Source organism: Flavobacterium sp. WG21, from assembly GCF_000335775.1.
In the GTDB taxonomy this organism is placed as follows: domain Bacteria; phylum Bacteroidota; class Bacteroidia; order Flavobacteriales; family Flavobacteriaceae; genus Flavobacterium; species Flavobacterium tructae.
In genome coordinates, this window is sequence record NZ_AMYW01000010.1 from 118,522 (window position 1) to 140,665 (window position 22,144).

The 22,144-nt window shown below is 31.8% G+C and carries 6 protein-coding genes; all 6 read right to left on the bottom strand.

Annotated elements, in window-relative coordinates:
• Positions 1-57: 57 nt before the first annotated feature.
• Positions 58-1,599: a cyclic peptide export ABC transporter gene (locus C245_RS0110165; RefSeq protein WP_157495825.1), complete on the bottom strand. Its 1,542-nt coding sequence runs from the start codon at positions 1,597-1,599 to the stop codon at positions 58-60.
• A 193-nt stretch (positions 1,600-1,792) separates the two neighbouring features.
• Complete coding sequence (locus tag C245_RS22910) at positions 1,793-2,419, bottom strand: YceI family protein (protein ID WP_017496492.1); 627 nt, start codon at positions 2,417-2,419, stop codon at positions 1,793-1,795.
• Positions 2,420-2,430: 11 nt separating this feature from the next.
• Complete coding sequence (locus tag C245_RS0110175; protein WP_017496493.1) at positions 2,431-10,143, bottom strand: non-ribosomal peptide synthetase; 7,713 nt, start codon at positions 10,141-10,143, stop codon at positions 2,431-2,433.
• Positions 10,144-10,162: 19 nt separating this feature from the next.
• The gene (locus tag C245_RS0110180) at positions 10,163-14,899 is read right to left on the bottom strand and encodes a non-ribosomal peptide synthetase (protein WP_017496494.1); all 4,737 of its coding nucleotides are present in this window, start codon (positions 14,897-14,899) and stop codon (positions 10,163-10,165) included.
• Between the two features lie 85 nt (positions 14,900-14,984).
• Complete coding sequence (locus tag C245_RS0110185) at positions 14,985-19,496, bottom strand: non-ribosomal peptide synthetase (protein ID WP_017496495.1); 4,512 nt, start codon at positions 19,494-19,496, stop codon at positions 14,985-14,987.
• 18 nt (positions 19,497-19,514) lie between these two features.
• The coding region (locus C245_RS0110190) for a TauD/TfdA family dioxygenase (protein ID WP_017496496.1) at positions 19,515-22,144 on the bottom strand (2,630 nt) is incomplete at its 5' end.

Below are 22,144 nucleotides of genomic sequence, written 5' to 3' on the forward strand. Positions count from 1 at the left end.
TTTACTTACCTTCTGCTACTATCATTTAAGATATTTTTATGCATTCATCCTGATTAATCAACAAGTAAAAATCTTCTCATCCTTTTCTAATTTTCCAAATTCAAACTTAATATGTCGCTCAGCTGCATTAAAATACTGGTTATCATGACTTATAGCAACAATAGTTTTTCCCTGTAATTTCAAGTATTCTATAAGCTCTTGATAGAAATACTTTTTAAAATGAGGATCTTGTTCCGCAGCCCATTCATCTAATATTATCAAGGGTTTGTTCTCCATTATAGCGTATACCAGAGACATTCTTTTACGCTGTCCTCTGGATAAATTTACATCTATAAGATTATTTTCACGGGATAACTGTATGATAGATTCTAATTTAAAGAGCTCAATCCATCTTTGCAATTCTTTATTTGAATTTGTAAAATCAATATTGTCATAATTATTACCAAACAAATAATGATCAGAAAATACCGGAGATATATATTTACTTAAGAACATCAAAGAGTCTACCTCTTTTCCATTCACTAAAATTAAGCCTGAAACAGGTTTGTAAAGTCCAGACAAGATATACATAAAAGTACTCTTTCCGCTACCATTAGCTCCTGTGACAAAAATCACTTCTCCACTTTCAATTTTCAGATTTAACGGACCGAGTTTAAACTTTGTCTTGCTATCTTCATCAGTGTGTTCATAATACACATCACGGAATTCAATATCTGAAAAATACGAAGCTTCTTCCGTTTTATCAGATGACTTATAAAGGCTTAAAGTGGAGCTAGTACTAGCTTGGAATTCTTCAATTCGCTCAAATGCAATTTTAATTCTGGTAAGAGTACCTATTGAGCCTATTATAGCAGATACCGGCCCCATTAAGTAAAATATCACCATGATAAATGTTGTAGATTTCTCATTATTAAAATCAAACAACACCGGGAAAATGAACATTATAACAAATAACACCAGATACCAACTATAGCTTCCGGTTATCTCATTAAAAATATACTTTCGCAGCGTTTTAAGGTCTAAAGCCTTAATCATACTGTTATTGCTTTGAAGATGAGAAAACACATTTTCATTTCTATTATAATTCGTTTTCAATTCCTTTACACCGAATAGAAAATCTCTTAAATATTTATGAAACTCGTTATGTGCATCTCTTAGTTTATTCAAATCTTTTTGAATTTCTATATTCCGATACCAATAAAACAGAAACAATGTTACTATAATAATTAATACCAAAATGAAACCCAAAGGAAAAGTATACAACAAAAATGCTAAGCCGCAGAAAGTAATAATTGAAGAATTAAGAAGTGTCAGCAATAAATCCGGAATTCCTCCAAGAACTTTGGAATCTTCCAAAGCAGTATATACTTTCTCTGTACCTATTTTCTCGAAATCGTTATAGGAGCACTCCTTTAATCTCTGCAAGATCGAAAGTTCCTCCCGATACACAACACGATTACTAAGCTTAGATGAATAATCTTGAAAAAGTTTATTCCCAATAAACGAACAAAGTGTAAATGATAAAAATAGTTGCCACTTAAAATCATTCCAAATAAAAAGCTCTTTCTGATTTATTGTACTGGTAATAATGTAAAGCATTCCCGAATACAATAAACTATTGAATACACTTAATATAAATAAATTAACATAAAAAAACTTCGACTCTCTTTGAAAAAAAACTAAAAAATGCATAAATTATGATCTACCACTGTCAAACATTTAAAACAATACTCCTTTATTGCTTTGTTTAACAAGTTAATATTATATAGGCTTAAAATTAAGCTAAGGAGTGTTAGATAGTCTTTGCTTGAACGAAAATTTTCACTTCTATATCATCACTAATCATTTCATCTCCCAGTCCATCAAAAAATGATCCCGACCCATACTTAATGTTCCACTTAGAGCGATTAAAAACTAATGTTCCTTTCATTTCAAATGAGTTCTTAATAACTGAAATTGCAACAGGGAAACCTACTTTATTTGTTATTCCTTTAATTGTAAGCTCACCTGTCAAAATATGGTTCATTTCACCAGCATCCGGATTATCCTTAATAGGTGTCATTCCTGTAATTTTTATAGTTGCAACAGGATATTTTTTTACATCGAAAAAATCTTCTGCCTTAAGATGATTGGTTAAATCCATCTGCTTTGGGTCCTTAATAGCATCACTATCAAGCAAACTATTCATATTGACAACAAAAAAGCCATTGATAATTTTAGCATCTTCAAGTACTAATTCGGCCTTTGATAATTTTAGAATTCCTTCATGAGAATATCCTACTAGTTTCTTTCCTTTCCAGCGTAATACACTTTTCTCTAAATCGACCCCATAGTTTTTCTTATTTTTTTGGGCATACCCCTCATATCCTGCAGTTATCAGTAAAAATGCAACTAATAAAACCTTCAATTTGTTTCTCATTTTTAATTTATTTATGATTTATATTTAATAAAATTTTCTTCTTCTTCCTGAATTGTTTCAATAACAGTTTTTAATCTTGAGATATAGTTGTTTGCAATAATCTCGATTGTACTATCCTTATATTGCTTTCTACTGTATGCAATAGCCATAAATAATTGCTGGTTTATAATTGCTCCAGAAATATCCAGATTATATTCACTTTGGAGTCTTGGACTCATTTTGTCCCCAGTTGGAAGATTTTCAATTTCATAGATATCAGACTTTAATTCTTTATCCATCTGTCCTAGATAATTAAAGCTTACTTGTAATTTTAGATTACTAGTTATATCTTTTTTATGCACATCATCTGTCAAAAATTTTAGAATACCGAAACCAATCCCTTTATTTGGAACCTGTATTAGAGATTCTTTCACTTTTTCTAAATCTTCTTTGATCATGTCATTTTCTGACAATTCAACTATTACAGGATAAACACTAGTAAACCACCCAACTGTTCTATTGATATTTACATTTTCTAAAAACTCTTCTCTACCATGTCCATCCATCATTACTGCTATTTCAGAATTGCCAAAAGTATCTTTTAAAGCAGCACATAAACTGTAGACTAATATATCATTTATTTGTAAATCTAACACAATATTCATTTTATTTAACAAGAAAGAAGTCTCTAATTTATCTAAATGAATTTGTTTGACACTACGATCTCCTAAATAATTTTCGGCAAAATCAAAATCAAGAGCGATAGGTTTTACTTTTCTGGCAATACTCTTTTTCCAAAAATCTTTTTCCTTCAGTAAAAAATCTTTACTATTTCCATACTCCAACAATGCTTCTGCCCAACCTTTAAAACTAGTAGTCTTAGCTGGTAAAACAAAGGTTTCTCCTGATAGGTACTGACTGTGCAATAATTCTAAATCTTCTAAAATAATCCTCAATGAAAACCCATCGGTTATCAAATGATGCGTAACCATAAATAACAGATTCCCGTAATCAGATTTTATAAAAGCTAATTTCATTAACGGTCCTTCATCCAATACAATACTTTGTTGTATTATTTCACATTGCTGCTGTAGGTCTTCGTAAAAGTTTGATGAGCCAATTAAATCAATTTCACTAAAATCAATAGGTTGACCAACCTCCTTATTAAATTGAACAATTTGATTTTCTTTATTTTTTACTATTACAATTCTCAAAGCATCATGATGTGCAACAATTTTTTCGAATATTGGTATAATTGCTTCCTTATTGAAATTTTCTTTAAGACGAAGAGTAATTGCCTGGTTATAATGGTGTTCATCTACCGTATTACGTTTTACTATTTCTCGTTGTATAGGTGTAAGAGGCACTTCTCCTACAATTGTCTCAGATTCATCCTTAAATGGCTGAAATAACATTTTGCTAGCCATTACGCTCAGTATCGGAAACTTAAAGATATCGCTAATTAACAATTTGTATTCTTTCGTTAAAAGCCTATTTGTAATAATAATGGCCTTTATAGAATCACCTCCCAAATGAAAGAAATTGGAATCAAGACTAAGGTCTTGCAAATGGAGTGTTTTTTGTATCGCATCAAGAAGTACTTCTTCTTTTGCTGAAAATTGCTCTACGTGCTTCGCTACATTATTTCTAACTTCTTTTGATCTTAATTTACCCAACTCGACCTTATCAACTTTTCCTGTAGCTGTGTAGGGTATATTTGCAATTTGATAGATTCTGGAAGGAATCAGATGCTCTGAAAGATTTTCATAGAGTTCACTTATAATTTCATCCCTTGTAAGGTTTACGTCGCTAAGTATAAATGCTTCTAACTCTTTAATGCCATCAGCATTGTCCGTCGCTATTACTATGGCCTCTTCAACATTTTTACAATTTTTTAAGACATTCTCAATTTCACCAAGTTCAACCCTAAACCCCTTTATTTTCACTTGATCATCTATTCTTCCTTGAAATTCAATGTTACCATGTTCATCCCAATATCCAATGTCTCCTGTTTTATAGAGTTTACATCCCTTGTTATAGGGATCGTTGACAAATTTAGAAGTCATCAACTCAGGGCGGTTCAAATACCCTTTTGCTACCCCTACCCCGCCAATACAAATCTCACCTGAGACATTTTTTGCAACAGGTTGCATCACACCATCAAGAATATAAATCTGACAATTATTTATAGGCTTTCCAATTGGTATAGAGGCTAATCCTTTCTCAGTTATAAAACTAGTAACATCGACGGTCGCTTCCGTAGGTCCATAGAGATTATATAATGGGATATCAAATTTTTCTTTAAAGGCATCAACCGTAGTATTAGATAAAGCCTCACCACTTGTAATTAATCTTTTAAGTGTCTTTAATTTATGCTTATTACTATCATTGACAGCACTTATAAAAAAATTAAACATTGTTGGTACAAAATGAATAGTAGTTACATTGTATAAATCAATATGGTGCAACAACTGATCTGGATTGTATATGACTTCCTTGCCACAAATAACCATTTTTGCTCCATAGCAAAGGGGCAAAAATAATTCCCACACTGAAACATCAAAAATGTATGGAGTTTTTTGAAAAATTATATCTTCTTCACTAAAATTTAATGATTTCCACATCCAATCAATCCGATTTACTACCGATTTATGGGATACAATTACACCCTTTGGATTCCCTGTTGATCCTGATGTATATATAACATAGGCCGTATCATCAGGTTTTACATCAATATCGACTAAGGATCTTTCATCACCTAAATCCTCTTCGTCAACAACGATAACTTTATTACATCTATCTGTAACTTTTGCATCGCTATTAAAACTATCTGTAAGCAGCAAATTAATTGCCGCGTCTTTCATGATAAATTCGATTCTTGATAAAGGAAATTCCGGATCAATTGGTACATAGACAGCTCCTGCTTTCAAAACACCTAATATTGAGACAATCATGTAATCTGACCTGTCAAGCAATAGCCCAACCAAATCTCCTTTATTGACTCCGTAATTATTTCTTAACTTAAAGGCAAGTTTAGAACTCCTCTCCTCTAAGTCTCCAAAACTAATCCGTTTCTCGCCATATAATATTGCAACTTCAGTATTCGATTTTAGAACTTGTTCCTCAAATAGACTTACAAGAGATTTATTTACTGGAAAATCCTGTTGAGTATCATTAAATGTTTTGACAACTTCTGTGTATTCATCAGCTGTAAGATAGGGTACATCGTTTAAAATTGTACTAGGGTTATTTAACACATGCGTAGTAATTTTTTCCAGATGTCCAATCATTCTCTCTATTCGGATCCTACTAAATATATCTGTATTGTATACAATTGAACCTGAAATATTATTTTTTGATTCAACAAATTCAAAAGTTAAATCAAAATGACTCGATTGTGATTTTACGGGGTAACTTTCTACCTCAAATTTGTTCTGAACATCTGGTTGAATTTCCTGCAGTTTATTTTGACTTTGCAATACTAACATCACATCAAACAATGGTGACCTGGATGTTTCTCTTTCTAATCTCAGGTCACTAACTAACTGGTCGAAAGGATACGATTGATGATCAAAAGCTTCAATAATAGTGCTCCTAACATCACTTAGTAATTTGTAAAAATCCTGAAACTTGTCAAAAGTAGTTCTTAATACAAGTGTGTTAATAAAAAATCCTATTTGGTTTTCTAGTTTTTCATGATGTCTTCCTGCTACCGGAGAACCAACTATGATATCTTCCTGACCAGAATATTTATGTAACAATAAATTTATTATCGCCGTTAGAGACATAAATAAACTTGACTTTGTTTCATTTCCTATCTTCTTTAGGCCGGATAAAATCTCTTCACTAAATTCAAACCTAATTACATCACCATTAAATGATTTAATTTTTGGTCTTCGTTTATCAGGTATAATACTTAATACCGGTAAAGTTCCCGAAAGCTTATTCAACCAATACTCTTTAAGTGAATTTAAATAATCTCCTTTTAACAAATTATTTTGCCAATTAGCATAATCTCTGTACTGAATAGCCAGAGGGGGAAGAATATTTTCCTGCTTATTTAAAATTCCTAAGTACAATTGAATTAATTCATCTATCATAATATTCATTGACCACCCATCGGTAACAATATGATGAAAAATCAAACTTAAAACTAGCGTATGATTATCAATATTGATCAATAAACATCTAACCAACGGTCCTGAAGTAAGATCAAAAACATGATTAGATTGGTATGCCAAAATGCTATCTAAGTCAATTTGATTATGGTCTTTCTCCGTTGACATATCAATAAAAACTACGTCATGGTTTTCTCCTACAGGCTGAATTTTCTGATATGGCATTCCATCAATCGAAACAATAACAGTCCTTAAACTTTCATGTCTATCTACTAATAGTTTCCATGCCTGATTAAAAATATTACAATCAAAATCACCCTTTACCTTATAATTGGATGTTATGTTATATGCTTGTTGCGTTTTATTTATTTGATGCAATAACCAAAGTCTACGCTGGCTATATGATACTTCATAATAATCTGCATCAGGAATCGGTAATAAATCGGTCGTTTCTGTAGATGGAGAATCAAAATTTAAGATTGCCACTGCCATTTTTTTAATTGTCGGGCTTTCAAAAACAAATGAAATATTAAAAGAAGTTTTAAACTCTTTATTAATTCTAACCGCTAATTTAATAGCGCGAAGCGAATCTCCTCCTTCATTAAAAAAATCATTATCTATTCCAATCGATTCTTTCCCAAGAACTTCTATCCAGAGTCGAAGCACCACTTCTTCAGTGTTATTAGTTGGGACCGTAACTTCTTTCCCTTTTTGTTTTGTAAATTTTAAGAGAGATTTACGATCAAATTTTCCATTAATCGTCAATGGTAATTCACTAATTTGGATGTAGGTGCCCGGAATCATATAATCAGGTAAGTGAACAGCCAATCGTAATTTTATCTCATCATCTTCAAGGGTAATTTCGCTTTTATAGTAGGCAACTAGCTTATCGCCATAGACATCGTCTTTTTCTACTAAAACAATTGCAACATTAATATTCGGATGTTGGTTAAGATAAAATTCTATTTCACCAAGTTCAATACGAAAGCCTCTAAGTTTAATTTGGTTATCTATTCTACCTAAACAAATGAAGTCTCCATTTGGCATTAATTTACCCAGATCTCCTGTCTTATATAGTCTTTCCTCATGATTAAAAGGATTCAATATAAATTTTTCTTCCGTCATGGTTTCTTGATTCCAATATGCTCTTGCCAAGCCTTCCCCACCAAGATATATTTCCCCTACCACAAAATATGGGTTTATTTGCAAATCACGATTCAATACATAAACAGATCGTCCGGATAGAGGTTTTCCAATAGGAATGTACATGTTTTCTTCATGAACATCCTCAATGCTGTAGTAACACGCAAATGTATTTCCTTCCGTTGGTCCATAAGAATTAACTAATGAATCAGCGTTCTTTCTATATTTAAGAGCTTTCCTTATGTGTTTTGGTGATAATTGCTCGCCTCCAATATATATATTATCGAAATAACTTATTAATTGCGGGTTCATTTCAACTAACAAATTAAACAAAGATGTAGTAATAAAACTTTTATTAATCTTATGATCTCGAATATAATCAAAGAGCAATTCTGTAGATACTATGGATTGATATTCTATTAAAAATAGTGTTGCACCGTTTAACAAACACCCAAAAATATCAAACACCGATCCATCAAAAGCATAATTCGACAATTGCAAGATATGATCGCTTGGTATAATATTTCCATATTGTGTATCACGAACTAAATTTACTACGCTTTTATGTTCAATGGCTACTCCCTTAGGGATACCTGTGGAACCGGACGTATAGATAATGTATGCCAAATCTTTATCTTGATTGATACTTTCCAAATTATCATCTAATTGAGATTCGTATTCATCGACCTGTATATCTAAAGCGAATAATGGTCCATGATAAAAATCAATCAAATCAAATGCAAAATGAGAATCTGCTATAATTAACTTTACATCTGCATCATTTATTATTTTATCCTTCATTTTAACAGGAGTACCTACTTCTATAGGAACATAAGCCCCACCTGCTTTTAAAATTGCAAGAATCGCCACAATCATATGATTAGATCGTTCCATTAATAGACCAACCCTGTCATCAGGATTTATTGCATACTGTGCGCGAAGATACCTGGCAAGTTTATTCGCTTCAGCATTTAATTGCGCATAGGTAGTATTAGAATTTTTAAAAACTAATGCAGGTGCATCCGGATATTTTTCGGCAACTTCCTCAAAAACATGATGGATAGTACGCTGATGAGGAGATGCTTTTTTTATCTCACCAATACAATGTGATAAAATATTATTTTGTTCAGTCTCTGATACCAGTTTTAGTTCAGAAATATTTACATGAGGTTTCTCAAGAATCTGATTGACCATATTTTTAAAATGAGAAAGCATTGCATGAATTATCTCTTTACTATGCTTTAATTTATCATACTCCAACCTAAGAGTCAAAGTATCATCCAGTACGCAAATCAACGTAAGAGAATAATTATTCTCTTCATGCATTTTATGCTTTTTAACTTCTAATACATCTTTTTCATCAATTTCTGAATTGATAAGATCTGAAGAAAAATTATCTGCATCTGGGTAGTTTTCGAATACATAAAGACTATTAACTAATTCTTGGTTAAGAGTGGTAAGTTTTTGAAGATCTACTAATGATTCGTATTGAAAATTATTGATTTTTTTAGAATCATCCCATACTAATTGTACCAATTGATCAAAGCTCGTATTATCACTATACTTAACTCGTATTGGCACCGTATTTATAAATAAACCTACAGCACTATCTATTCCTAAAAGATCGGATGGTCTTCCGGACATTACAGACCCAAATACAATGTCATTTGCATCATTGTACTTGTTAATAATAATCCCCCAAATAGCTTGAAGAATGCTATTTACCGTAACTTTAAGTGTTGTTGATAGCTCTTTTAGTTTTTGTACCTGATCAAATTCAAAATTACATTCATTATCTACAAGATCGTCGATACTGTTTTTTTCATCATTTTTCTTCAAAGAAGAAGGAAATAGTACTTTTTGATTATAACCTTTAAGGTAAGATTCCCAAAATCTGATAGAACTTTCCTTATCCCTATTTTTTAACCATTGAATATAGTTTTTATAGGGCATTGATGGGGTTAATGATAAAGGTTTTTCACTTACAAAACTGTAATACAAATTATAAAAATCCTTAACAAGTAAACTAACACACCATCCATCCATTAATATGTGATGAAATGTCCAAGTTAAAATAAACTCTTTCTCATCAACATGTAGTACTGAAAACTTAATTAGGATATCTTTACTTAAATTGAAACCTTCGACTTTGTACTTTAATTTGATTTCATTAATTTGGACTTCTTTCTCTAAATTCTCCAGACCTCTTATATCATTGAAGTCAATTACAATCTTTCGATCTTTGAGAACTACCTGAAGAGGCTCATCTCCTACTTCAGAAATAAAAGAGGTTCTTAATATAGGATGCCAAGCAACCAGTTCATTAATACTTCTATTCAAAGCCTTTAGATTCAGGTCGCCCTTAATAGTGTATGAGGACTGACAGATATATGAACTTGTCTGTCCTACTAAATTATGAAAAAGCATTCCCTTTTGCATTGGAGAAAGCTGGTAAATATCTTCTATTGCCTTTTTTGAAATCATTGTTTAGTTAAGGGTTATATTAATTCAATAATTTTGCAATTTCGTCTAAATCGTCCATGGAAAGATCCTCCTGAGTAATATCACTAGGTGTTAATTCATTGTCAATACCTGAACAATGATCAATTATTTCAATGAGCGATTTTTTTAATGAATTAATAAGATCTTGCATCTCTTTATATTCGAATTGATACTTATTATATTCTAATGAAACAGATAATTGTCCATCGGATATTAACCCATTAAAGGCCAGATCATGAAGTCGATCACTTTCAGGGCTTACATTTTCCCCTTTATTATTGGATGAAACAGAAAAAAATAAATCTTCTACATCAGAATCAAATTGACCTAAGTAATTGAATGCTATTTGAGGAGAGAGGGCTGTACTTAATTTAGAAATAGCATCATTACCTGATAAAAATTTATTTATTCCATACCCTATACCTTTATGAGGTATTTTTCGCAATGTCTCTTTCACTTCAATCAGATGTTGTCCTAATTCTTCTTCATGCGCATTAGAAATAACCACCGGATAATGAATTGTAAACCACCCGATTGTTCTATTAATATTAATAGTCTCAGAAAGTTGTTGCCTTCCATGCCCCTCTATGCTTATTAAAACTTTCTCCATATTGAAAGTAGATTCAAAAGACAAGCTTAAAGCTGCAAGTAATAAATCAGATATTTCTGTATTATACGCCTTATTGCTTTCTGTAAGCAACTTTTTTGTATACGAAATGTCTAATGAAAAATCGATCCATTCAGCATCTGCAAGGGTGTTACTATCTATATTTTTTAACGGTAACTTACATGGAGTAGTTTTTTCCAAATCAATCCAGAATTGCTTTTCTTCTTTAAATTTTGGGCTATTCGCATATCCATATAGAAATTCTGTCCATTCTTTAAATGAGTTTGTTTTTAATGGTAATGTAAGTTTTTCACCTTCTTGATATTGATTTATAAGAAGATCAACATCTTTTAATAATACTCGCCAGGATACTGTGTCAATAACTAAGTGATGAATTACAATTAATAAATAGTCTCCTTCATCTGTGCTAAATAAACCTAGTTTCATCAAGGGACCTTTTTCAAGGTCTATGCTTTCCTGTAATTCCTGAGAGGCTTTCTCAATTTCTTTTCTAAAATTGTGCTCTCCTATTAAATCCTTTTTTCTTATAGATATTGGAAAATTAATGTCGTTATTATACATCGTCCAGGTTTCTCCTTTTTTGTTCATGGTGGCTCTAAGTACATCATGATGTTCCTGAATCACGGTAAACACTTTTTCAATCACTATTGGCTGTACTCTTTTTTCAAAGAATAATAATACCGACTGATTGAAGTGCTGTGGAGCTTTTCTTCCATTAGCAAATAATTCAAGCTGTATTGGGCTTAAAGGAATATCACCAACAACCGGGGATTGACTAATTTGATCATTTGTCAGTTCAATATGACCTGATAAGAGAGCAATAGTTGGATACTCAAATATTTTGTTAATATCAATTTTATAATTTAGTAAGTACAATTTACTTGCTATTTGTATCGCCTTAATTGAATCTCCTCCCAATGAAAAAAAGTCATCATAAATACTTACAGGTTTTTTTGTGAGTATTTGCGTCCATATTTCAAAAAGCACTGACTCTTTCTCATTTCTCGGTAATTCTGGTACTAACTCATTATTTCCTGCAGTGACCAATTTTTCTAATAAAACATCATCTATTTTTCCGTTGTTACTAAGTGGTAATTCATAAATAATGTCAATTAGTGCAGGATTCATGTAAGAAGGCAATTTCTCAGCACACAAGCTTTTAATCTCTTCAATACATAAATCCAGGCTTGTAATAGGTCGGCTTAACTTTTCTATAGGATTAGAATACTTTTCATCATCAAATTTAGAATCCCTTTTCGCATGAATATTATAAATATCCGTGTCTGCAAGATTTTTGTCTTGTGAAACACTCAATTCGAATCCTTTACTACTCAGTAATTGTTTGATATAATCTATTCTGCCTTCCAGGTCATGAACTTCAATAACTATTTGTTTTATAATAGGCCAATGCTCGTCTAAAATCCCTTCTAAAACATCTTTTTCGCTTTTCTCTACATCAATTTTTAATAAATCAATCTTAGATATTTTTTCTTTTACTATAATCTCTGAAAGACTGAACAACTGACATTCAACTGTATTTGTTGTCATTTTTCTTGAAACCAAATCGTGAAGGCTATTTCCTTCATCTACTGCTTGATTTTGGTTCATTTTATTTTTCATGTACTGTTTTACCACTTCCATTTCGGAACTACTTCCACCATACATTCCCGACATAGCAGTATTATCAGGGTAATATTGAAATAATGCTTTTTTGGTTTCCTTAGAAATACCGGCATTGAATGTGTTAACATTCAATGGGTATAACGACAGATTTTTTTCCATGATATCAAATATCTCCTTAATGGGCTCAAAAGAGTATATTTTGACATTATCGTAATTAAGGCCTACATACAAACTAAATAATCCAATATTTGAACCAACATCAAAAATAATATCTCCCTCATTTATTTTTAGACCATTTCTATCGTATATTTTTTGCTCAAAAATTTCATCATATATCATTTTTGTTTCATATTCATTGGAATGATATATAGTCAAATTATTAGGTAGCACATATCTTTTCTTACCGAGATCCGGGTTCTTTTTTTCTATTTCCAGAATTTTATGGATTGTTGCAGCTTGTTCTGAATCAACAGTTACTACAGCTTTTAATATGCCATTTTCGAGAGAACTAGCCGGACAGTACACATAAGCATTTTGAACTAATGCATGTGATTTCAGAACGTATTCAATTTCTTCAGGTTCTATCCTAAACCCTCGTAATTTAATTTGTCTGTCTTTTCGTCCACAAAATATAAGCTGTCCCTTTGACCATTTAACAACATCACCCGTTTTATACCATCTATTTTCAAAAAGATCCAGATCAGTAATGAATTTAGACTTTGTTAAATCAATATTTCTTAAGTATCCCTCTGCCAACCCTATTCCCGAAACATACAATTCCCCTTCAGCTCCTTCAGGAACTAATTTACGAGCATTATCCAATACGATTACACTAGTATTTGATAATGGGGTTCCGATCGGAATACTATCTACATGCTCTATTGATGTATTGTAATGATACATAGACACACAAACTGAACACTCTGTAGGTCCATATGCGTTATAATAATTAACAATCTTCCTAAGTCTGTTAGCTACTTCAACTTTAATAGGTTCTCCCGCGGTAAGCAACACTCGTAAGAAACTAAGTTCATCAATAGCAAGAGAATATAAATAAGCTGGAGGAAGTGTTAGTACGCTTACTCCGGCGGTTTTAATATAATCAACAAAATAATCTGTATTTTTTACAATATCATTATCTATGACAATAAGCGTAGCTCCTGTTCCGAGTGCCATAAAAATTTCACTCACAGACGCATCAAATGATAATGAAGCAAATTGCAATACCTTATCATTATTTTGAATATTCAAAATTTCACTCTGATTAAGAATTGTATTAACTATTCCGATATGTGTAACTAATACTCCTTTAGGGCTTCCGGAAGTACCAGAAGTATAAATTAGATATGCTGAATTTTGCTTTCCTAATTTTACATTCAGATTCTCTTCACTCTCCTCTAGCATATCCATCTGTACATCTAGTGCAAACAACTTAACTTTTTCATTGGTGATGTTAAAAGATTCACTAGAGTTTATTAGCAGGGTGTTTATGTCTGCATCTGCAATGATAAATTCACGTCGTTGCTTTGGTAAATTAATATCTATTGGAACATAAGCCCCTCCTGCTTTTAAAATTCCCAGAATAGCAATGATCATACTTTCCGATTTTTCAATCATTACACCTACTAAATCACCAGGCTTAACTCCATAAACATCTATTAAATGATTAGCTAGTTGATTTGATTTAGCATTAAGCTGTTCGTAAGTAAGTTGAATATCGTTGTATTGAATCGCAATATTATGTGGATATTTTTCTACTTGTGCTTCAAAAAGTTCCTGTAAACTAGTATAACAAATATCCGACGCATAACCTATTCCTTTTGAGATCATCTCAAACTTTTGCTTTTCAGTAAAAATATCGATGTCAGAATATGCTAAATCTAACATTCCATAATAACCAATTGTCTTGTTTAAATGCTCCATGAACGCTTCTATTTGTTGTTCTTCGAAACATCCCTTATTAAAGGTAAGATCAATAAAAAGATCGTAATCGGTTAACGAAATAATAAAAACCAAATCAAAATCATCAAAAATAAACGATGAAATATCATGTATCCCATCAAACAATACTATAACATTAGACGTAATTTCTTTATTTTCGTCTGCTTCTCTTTCATTATTTTCAATCTTTTTATCTGAAAATAATTTGTTCAAATTGTTTTTTGCAATGTTAAGAATCTCTCTAAATGTAATATAATCCAGGATCGCAAACTGTAAAGCAACCGGAGAATTTTTGTTATCAGGAACCGATAAAAATATTGGAGGATCTTGCGAAAATTTTTTCACTACAATTGCAATTGCAGATAACATAAAAATAAAAAAACCGCGAGAATTATCGTTAACTAATTTTGCAATTCCAGCTCTGGAAGATGGATCTAACGTAAACCTTTTTTGTACATAAACATCACTTAGTTCATATCCTTTATTTAATGTAAAAGTAAATTTGTCTCCAACTACTTTTTTTGTCACCTGTTCAATTTTATTCATATGTTAAATATTGCTGTAATAATTTTTAATGTTAATTTCTCCTGAGTGCACAAAATTTTGATAATGTTATTTCTTCCAGAATACATCAGAATTCATATTCGTAGAAATTATCCCCTTTCTCAGTAAAATCATACTTATTCTCTATGCTCTCTATATCCTGTATCGATTTAAACGGATCATTTGTGACCGCTTTTATAGTATCTATAAAAAGGTTCTTAAAATTCTCTATAGTCTGTGGTTGAAACAAGTCAGTATTATAATACAAAATAACATTTAGTTTATTACCAACCTCTCTTACGTCATAAATTAAATCGAATACGCTTTTTACAAAACCGGTATCAAAATAGGTTGTTTCCATGTCTTCTCCAACACGATCCAAAGCGTATTGTTCTACATTGGCATTCTGAACAGACAAAACAACATCAAATAAAGGAAATCTATTTAAACTCCGTGGTAATGCAAGATTTTCAATGATTTTGTCAAAGGGATACATTTTGTATTTGTAAACTTCCAGGGTACTATTGATTGTATTTAATAGAATCTGATCAAAGTTTTGGTCTCCTTTTATGCTATTCCTCAATGCTAATATGTTAATATAAAAACCTACCTGATTCTCCAGATCTTGATGATTTCTCCCAGAATCAACCGTTCCAATTATTATATCTTCTTGCTCAGATATTTTGTAAAACATTACATCTAAAATTGCCAATATGATCATAAATAAGCTACCACCTTTTGACATCGTTAGATTTTTTAATTTAATCGTCTCCAGATCATCAATAAAAAACTCCAAGAATGAACCGTTATAAGATTTCACGGAAGCTCTCGGATTATCCAAAGGAATTGAAAGCCTTGGAAGGTTTCCGGACAAATACCCGTTCCAAAAGTTCCTATATTCCTTAGAATCCTCAGAATCAACCCACTCATTATACCAATAAGTATAATCCTTATATTGAATATCCAGGGGCACAAGAGGGTTTTGCAGATTATTGGAAAAAGCATCATATAAACGCATTAATTCATTCGTCAGAATTTCAACAGACCAACCATCTGTCGTAATGTGATGGATGGTGAATAAAAAAAGATACTTATTTTCGTCATATCTAAGTAGCTTCCCTCTCAGTAAAACATCACTTGACAAATCAAAAGGCTTATTAATCTCTTCATTTTTAACCTCTTCAATTCGATCAAGATATTCCTCACCTCTTAAATCTGTTACTTGAAAATCCGGAAAAACATTTTCATTAATCTTTTGCTTAGGCTCTCCATTTATCATTACAAAATTGGTTCTCAAACTCTCATGACGCTGAATCAATTCTGCGAAAGCTTTGGTAAATGCGTTAATATCCAGATTTTCAAAGTAGTATCCTGATGGTCGGTTATACGCTACTTTACTTTCCTTAAATTGATCTAAAACCCATAATCTTTTTTGATTGATAGACAAATCATAGTACGTTTGTTTTGGAACTACCGGAATTGATTTGAATTTTGTTTTTTTTAATACTTCAAGATGTTTCGCTAATTCCTGAATAGTAGCATGTGTAAATATATCTCTTAGCTCTATCTTGATATCAAGTTGTTTTAAAATTCTTGATAGAATCTGTACCGCTTTTAAGGAATGTCCTCCTATTTCCAGATAGTTATCAGTCGTACTAATCTCATCTTTACCTAAAACCTCTTTCCAAATTTCCAAAATCGCATTTTCATATTTCCCCTGAGGCAGAACAAGTTTTTTTTGTGTTTTCTCAACGGAATATCTCATCAGTTCGATCCTATCAATTTTTCCGTTTTGGTTGAGTGGAATGTCCTTAATGTGTATAATTAAATGAGGTAACATATAGTCTGGCAGCCATTCTTTCAGTTCATTATGCATTTTATTATGATCCAAAGGATCTGCAGACTTATAGAATGCAATAATCTGAGATTCATCGGTTGAAGAATCTAGTAGTACTACTGCTTGTTCAACACGATCCTGTGAATTCAAAGCTGACTCAATTTCTCCTAATTCTATACGATACCCCCTTACTTTTGATTGACTGTCTTTGCGCCCCAAAAATTCAATTGCACCATCTGGAAGCATACGCCCCAAATCACCAGTTCTATAAATTTTACCAGAATCAACCAAAGGATTTCTTGTAAAAGAAATTTGAGTTAATTCATCGTTATTAATGTATCCTTTAGAAAGCCCATCACCAGAGATTGCAATTTCACCAATAAACCCTATCGAAACCATATTTTGTTGCTCATCCAATATATAAACTTGCGTATTCGCTATAGGATGTCCAATAACTGGTTTTGCACTAAATACATCGAGAGAATCATGAGATATTGTCTGAGTTAAAACGCCAATAGTGGTTTCAGTGGGACCATAATGGTTTACAAAACGCGTAGTACTATCTTTTTGATAATATTGTCTTAGATCCTCTATTAAAATTTTTTCTCCACCGAGCAGTATCCATTTCAATGAAAAGTCCGCAACTTTTTTATCAAAACTAAAATCGTTGACAATCATATTGAAATGAGAAGGAGTCGCTTTAATATAAGTAATATTATAAGTAGCTAAATAGCGAATAACCTCCTCTGTATTAAAATAAGGTGTTTCTTCTACTATAAATAATGTACCTCCAGTTACAAGGGGGGGCCAAAGAGACGTGTAGCTTAAATCAAAAGCTATAGATGAAAGAAGCAAAGAATTATCACTATCTGTGATTGAATAGTTGGTTTTAAACCAATTTAGATAATTCCCAAGGGATTTATGACGGATCGCAACACCTTTGGGTTTTCCACTTGAACCTGAAGTATATATTATATAAACTAAATCTTCAGATTGAATTTCTACAAGTGGTTTATTGCTACCAATCCCTCTTATTTCATTTTCTAAATTACCACTTGTAAAACATTCTACTTCAACTGAGTCAATATCGACAAAGTCAGAAATCAATAAGATTGCCTGACTATCCTCTAATATATAATTGAGTCGTTTTTTTGGTAAATCTAAAGGCATAGGAAGGTAAACACCATTTGCTTTTATGATACCCAGAATAGTCGCTATGAGTAACTCTGATCTTTTTAGCTGTACAGCAACACAATCACCTTTCTGTATTTTTTTCTTTTCAAGTAACCAATTTGCAATACTATTGCTCATTGTATCTAGCTCAGAATAGGATAATTGTTTGTCTAAAAAATGTAATGCTACTTTATTTGGATATTTTCTAGCTTGTTCTTCAAACAATTCTACTAAGGTCCTATCATTTACTAACTGCATTTTGTTTTTACTCAAATTTAACAGCCTCATCTTTTCAGATGCGCAAGGAGAAAATAATTGTGTTAAAACAACTTGAGGATCATCTAGTAATCTATCTAAAGTAAATAAAAACTTTGCGTGAATCTCATCTATCGACTGTTCAACTACCAACGAACCATTTTCAATGAGTTCAAATACTATTTTGTTACCATAATCTTGACATGTTAATTTCAATTTTGAATTATCATATCTGTTTATCAGTCGAATATTATTAAAGGAACTTTCCGAGAGCGATTTGAGATTTATGTATTCGAATACAAATGGGAAACTGCATGGCAACAGCTTCCCTTTTTGCGAGTTCAACTCACTTAATGAAAAATATTCCTGAGACTCTTGAATTTTATTATTCTTAAGACTTAACTTCATCGAAAATTCAGCAAAAGTATCTGTACTTTCCGGAACTAAATTCAATGGAAGTATTGTTAAAAAAGGGCCAAAAATGGTTTTAAACTCCTCATAAGGCCTATATTCCATAGCACTCCCCATAACCATATCACTGGCATTACCTGTATAATTCCATATCAATAAATACCAAATAGATCTATATATATCTGACATTGAAAGTCCAGGAATCATTACTAACAATGACTCTATTTTCTCTATTTGTTTTTGATCGAATTCAAAATTTAGTACCCTATCATCAGATCCCTTGTGAAATTTCCCATTACTTTCAAATGGGAGTTTCAGATCTAATTTTTCAAAGTTGAATTTAAAAGTTGCTGCACTATCCTCGTCCACTTCCTCCTTTAATAATGCATTATGCCATTCTGAGAATTGGGAAAACTGATAGTTATCCTTTATCACTCCCGGATCATTGTTGTATTTATCCTCTATTTCATGCACAAGATTAATTACAGATCTGACATCTGCTATCATCGAAGAAAAAACCAGCGATAAAACGCTTGATCTCTCTGTAGTTTGTATTAGACGAATATTCCAATAAATTTGACTATCTACAGTATTAATCAAATCTATACTCTCTTTCATTACGAGCTCGATCTTTTCCGTATCAATAATTCCGGCATTTTTAGAAAAATCAAATTCTTCTAAAGATCCTGTCCATTTTGAACTTAATGTTTGCAATGGATGAGGAATTCCTATCACCGTTTTGAAAGCACTTCTTAATATTTCATGCTCATTAATTACCGCACGAATAGCGGCTATCAACTCATGAGATTTTACGTTGTCTATTTCAAAAACAAGATGTGTATATTGGTTTATAGATTTATTTAAAAATTGCCAAGTTCTTTTTTGGTTCTGTGAAAGTTCTATACCGATAAGGGATTCATGCATGATTAATTATTTCTATATTTACAACTTACTGTAAGGATTATTCATAGATACGTATACCTTTCTATTGCCTGTAAAAGAATTTCTTGCGTGTGCAATTCTCATATTGTCCAACAACAAAATATCTCCTTTTTCCCACTTAAAACTGATCTTAGCAGATTCGTAAGCATTTTTTATCTCTTCCAAAGTCTCATACTCAATTGGTTCACCATCACCATAAAAGGTATTAAAAGGATAGTTTTCTTTATCTTTAATAAAGTCCAATATAGAAGAATCAATATTTATAGCATTGAAAAAGAAACCATGATTAAACCATAACATATCATTTGTAACAGGGTGTGCCATTATCGCTGACCTAGTCCAGGACACTCTCAAATGTTCTTCACTTATCCATTCGAAATCAATTTTGTGCTTGTTACATATTTTTTCGACTTCTTTCTTATCTGTTGTTTGGTAGACATCTTGCCATGAAAGTCCAATCCCCGAAATTAAATTTCTTACATATTTGATTCCCTTATCTAAAAATTTTTCTCTCGTTAGTATTGAAAGCTCATTATAGATTGCATGGCTATCTGCAATAGGAGTTTCTCCACCGGTTTCAGATGGTATATCACAGTAAAATAAGATTTGCAGAGGCCAATCATGTGAATAAGATAACTCACAATGTAAATTTATATACTGATCTGCAGGATGATCTGTGCTAGTATATAAACCTTCTGTAAGCAACGTTCTTGGTGATGATTGGTCCGTATATTCCATAGAAGTACTACCTACAGAATTTGCAAACTCTTTAAATCTCTCTACACCAGAAGGTTTAAATCCTCTAAAAAGTACGGCTCCATTGGTCTTCAGAAAATTATTAACTTGTTCTTTATTATCTGTTATCCAAATATTCAGATCAATATCTTCTACCAATGGTCGTGCTAGTATAGGATATCTTTTTTCATTTGAGAAAGGACTAAATTCGATGAGATGATTTTTACTTATTTCAACCACATTTTTTTTTGTGACAAAAAACTTCTCTAAGTTTTTTTCTTTTTTTAAACTCTCATTTTGCTTTTCCTGCATGATACTACTTTTATGGATATTTTTATGTATTTCTAAAATTGAAACTTCAGATTCCTCTTCCACACAACTCACAACAGACTGAAAATAAGACAACAACCTTGAAGCCCCACTGCAATTTAGATAATTTTGTCTATATAACAAAACGATACCTATCTGTTCATTTGATTCCCATCCATGAAACCAAATATTAGCTTTTGCGCTATTGTTGAAAATATCTAAATGCGAAATTTCTAGTCCACTTGTCTCTGAAATTCCTATATCTACCATGTTTTCAGTGTTTTGCCATGTAAACCCAACATCATACAGCTCTGAAGCATTCAAACTGAGTTCTTCAACTAGTAAGTCTAAAGGATACTGATTCTGCATGGCCTCAAGCATTAATGCTCCTGTTTGAAGAACATTCTCATTAAAAGTATTCTTTTCAATACTATTACTTTTCAGTAATATCAAATCGATAAATATTCCTACTTGATTTTCTAATCCATCATAATCTCTTCCTGAAACCGGTATAGCAAATGTAATATTTTTATTATTATTAGTTAATGAAGCCAGCGCAATTTTAAGACAGACCATAACCACTGTAAATAAGGTTGTTTCATTTACTTTTGCAATTTCGGTAAGAATTTCCGTTTGCTTTCTTGTTAAATTTAACACTTCTTTACCTGTTTTTAAACAATCCGAACCACCGTAAAATTCAGCAGGTAAATTAAGTTTTCCACTATCACCTTTGAGTTGCTGAATCCAAAAATTCTTAACGGCTACAAAATCCATATCATTTATTTTCTTCTTATGCCAAACGACATAATCTTTGTATTGAAATGGTAGTGGTTTTAAAGTTTCAATCTGATTCGTAACAAAATGTTCATACTGTTGTAATAATTCATTTAATAACAGGTTTACAGACCAACCATCTGATATAATATGGTTAATTACAAATATCAAAGTATGCTTTTCTTTATTTTGGCTTAGAACCCACATTTTGTGTAAAGGCCCATGCTCCAAATCATACAATTCATCCAGATCTTCTTTTATTATATTATAACAATTGGAATACCCTGATTTTTCTATTGTTCTTAAAACTTTTAAATTAGTGAATTTAGAATTTTCAGGATGTATTTCTTGTACAATTTTTTCCTCTCTAATTGTGAATGTCGTTCTTAGTATCTCATACTTATTAATCAGCGATTCATATCCTTGTCTAATTCCTTCAATTTCTAAATCGCCCTTTAACTCAAATGCCGAAGTAATTAAAAACGAATTTTTATGCTCTTGCATCTGGTGACCTATCCATATTTGTTTCTGTGCATTCGAAACTTCATAAAAAGGTTGCAAACCAATAGGTTCAATCTGTTCTTTAACCAAGGAAACTGATTTGTCTAAAACGTTCCCCAATCTGCGAATTGTAGGATTTAAAAACATTGTTTTAAGAGTAACGTTCAATCCCATCTCACTCTTGATACGACTCAATATCTGAATGGCTTTAAGGGAATGCCCTCCAAATTCAAAAAAGTTGTCATTAACTCCTAAATCATCTGATTTTAATACAGACGACCAGATCTTTTGAAGCCCGCTCTCTAGGGCAG

What these genes read in the sequence shown, in the direction of transcription:
- C245_RS0110165 (WP_157495825.1), bottom strand. Translation starts at nt 1,599, where the DNA reads ATGCTTTACATTATTACCAGTACAATAAATCAGAAAGAGCTTTTTATT.
- C245_RS22910 (WP_017496492.1), bottom strand. Translation starts at nt 2,419, where the DNA reads ATGAGAAACAAATTGAAGGTTTTATTAGTTGCATTTTTACTGATAACT.
- C245_RS0110175 (WP_017496493.1), bottom strand. Translation starts at nt 10,143, where the DNA reads ATGATTTCAAAAAAGGCAATAGAAGATATTTACCAGCTTTCTCCAATG.
- C245_RS0110180 (WP_017496494.1), bottom strand. Translation starts at nt 14,899, where the DNA reads ATGAATAAAATTGAACAGGTGACAAAAAAAGTAGTTGGAGACAAATTT.
- C245_RS0110185 (WP_017496495.1), bottom strand. Translation starts at nt 19,496, where the DNA reads ATGCATGAATCCCTTATCGGTATAGAACTTTCACAGAACCAAAAAAGA.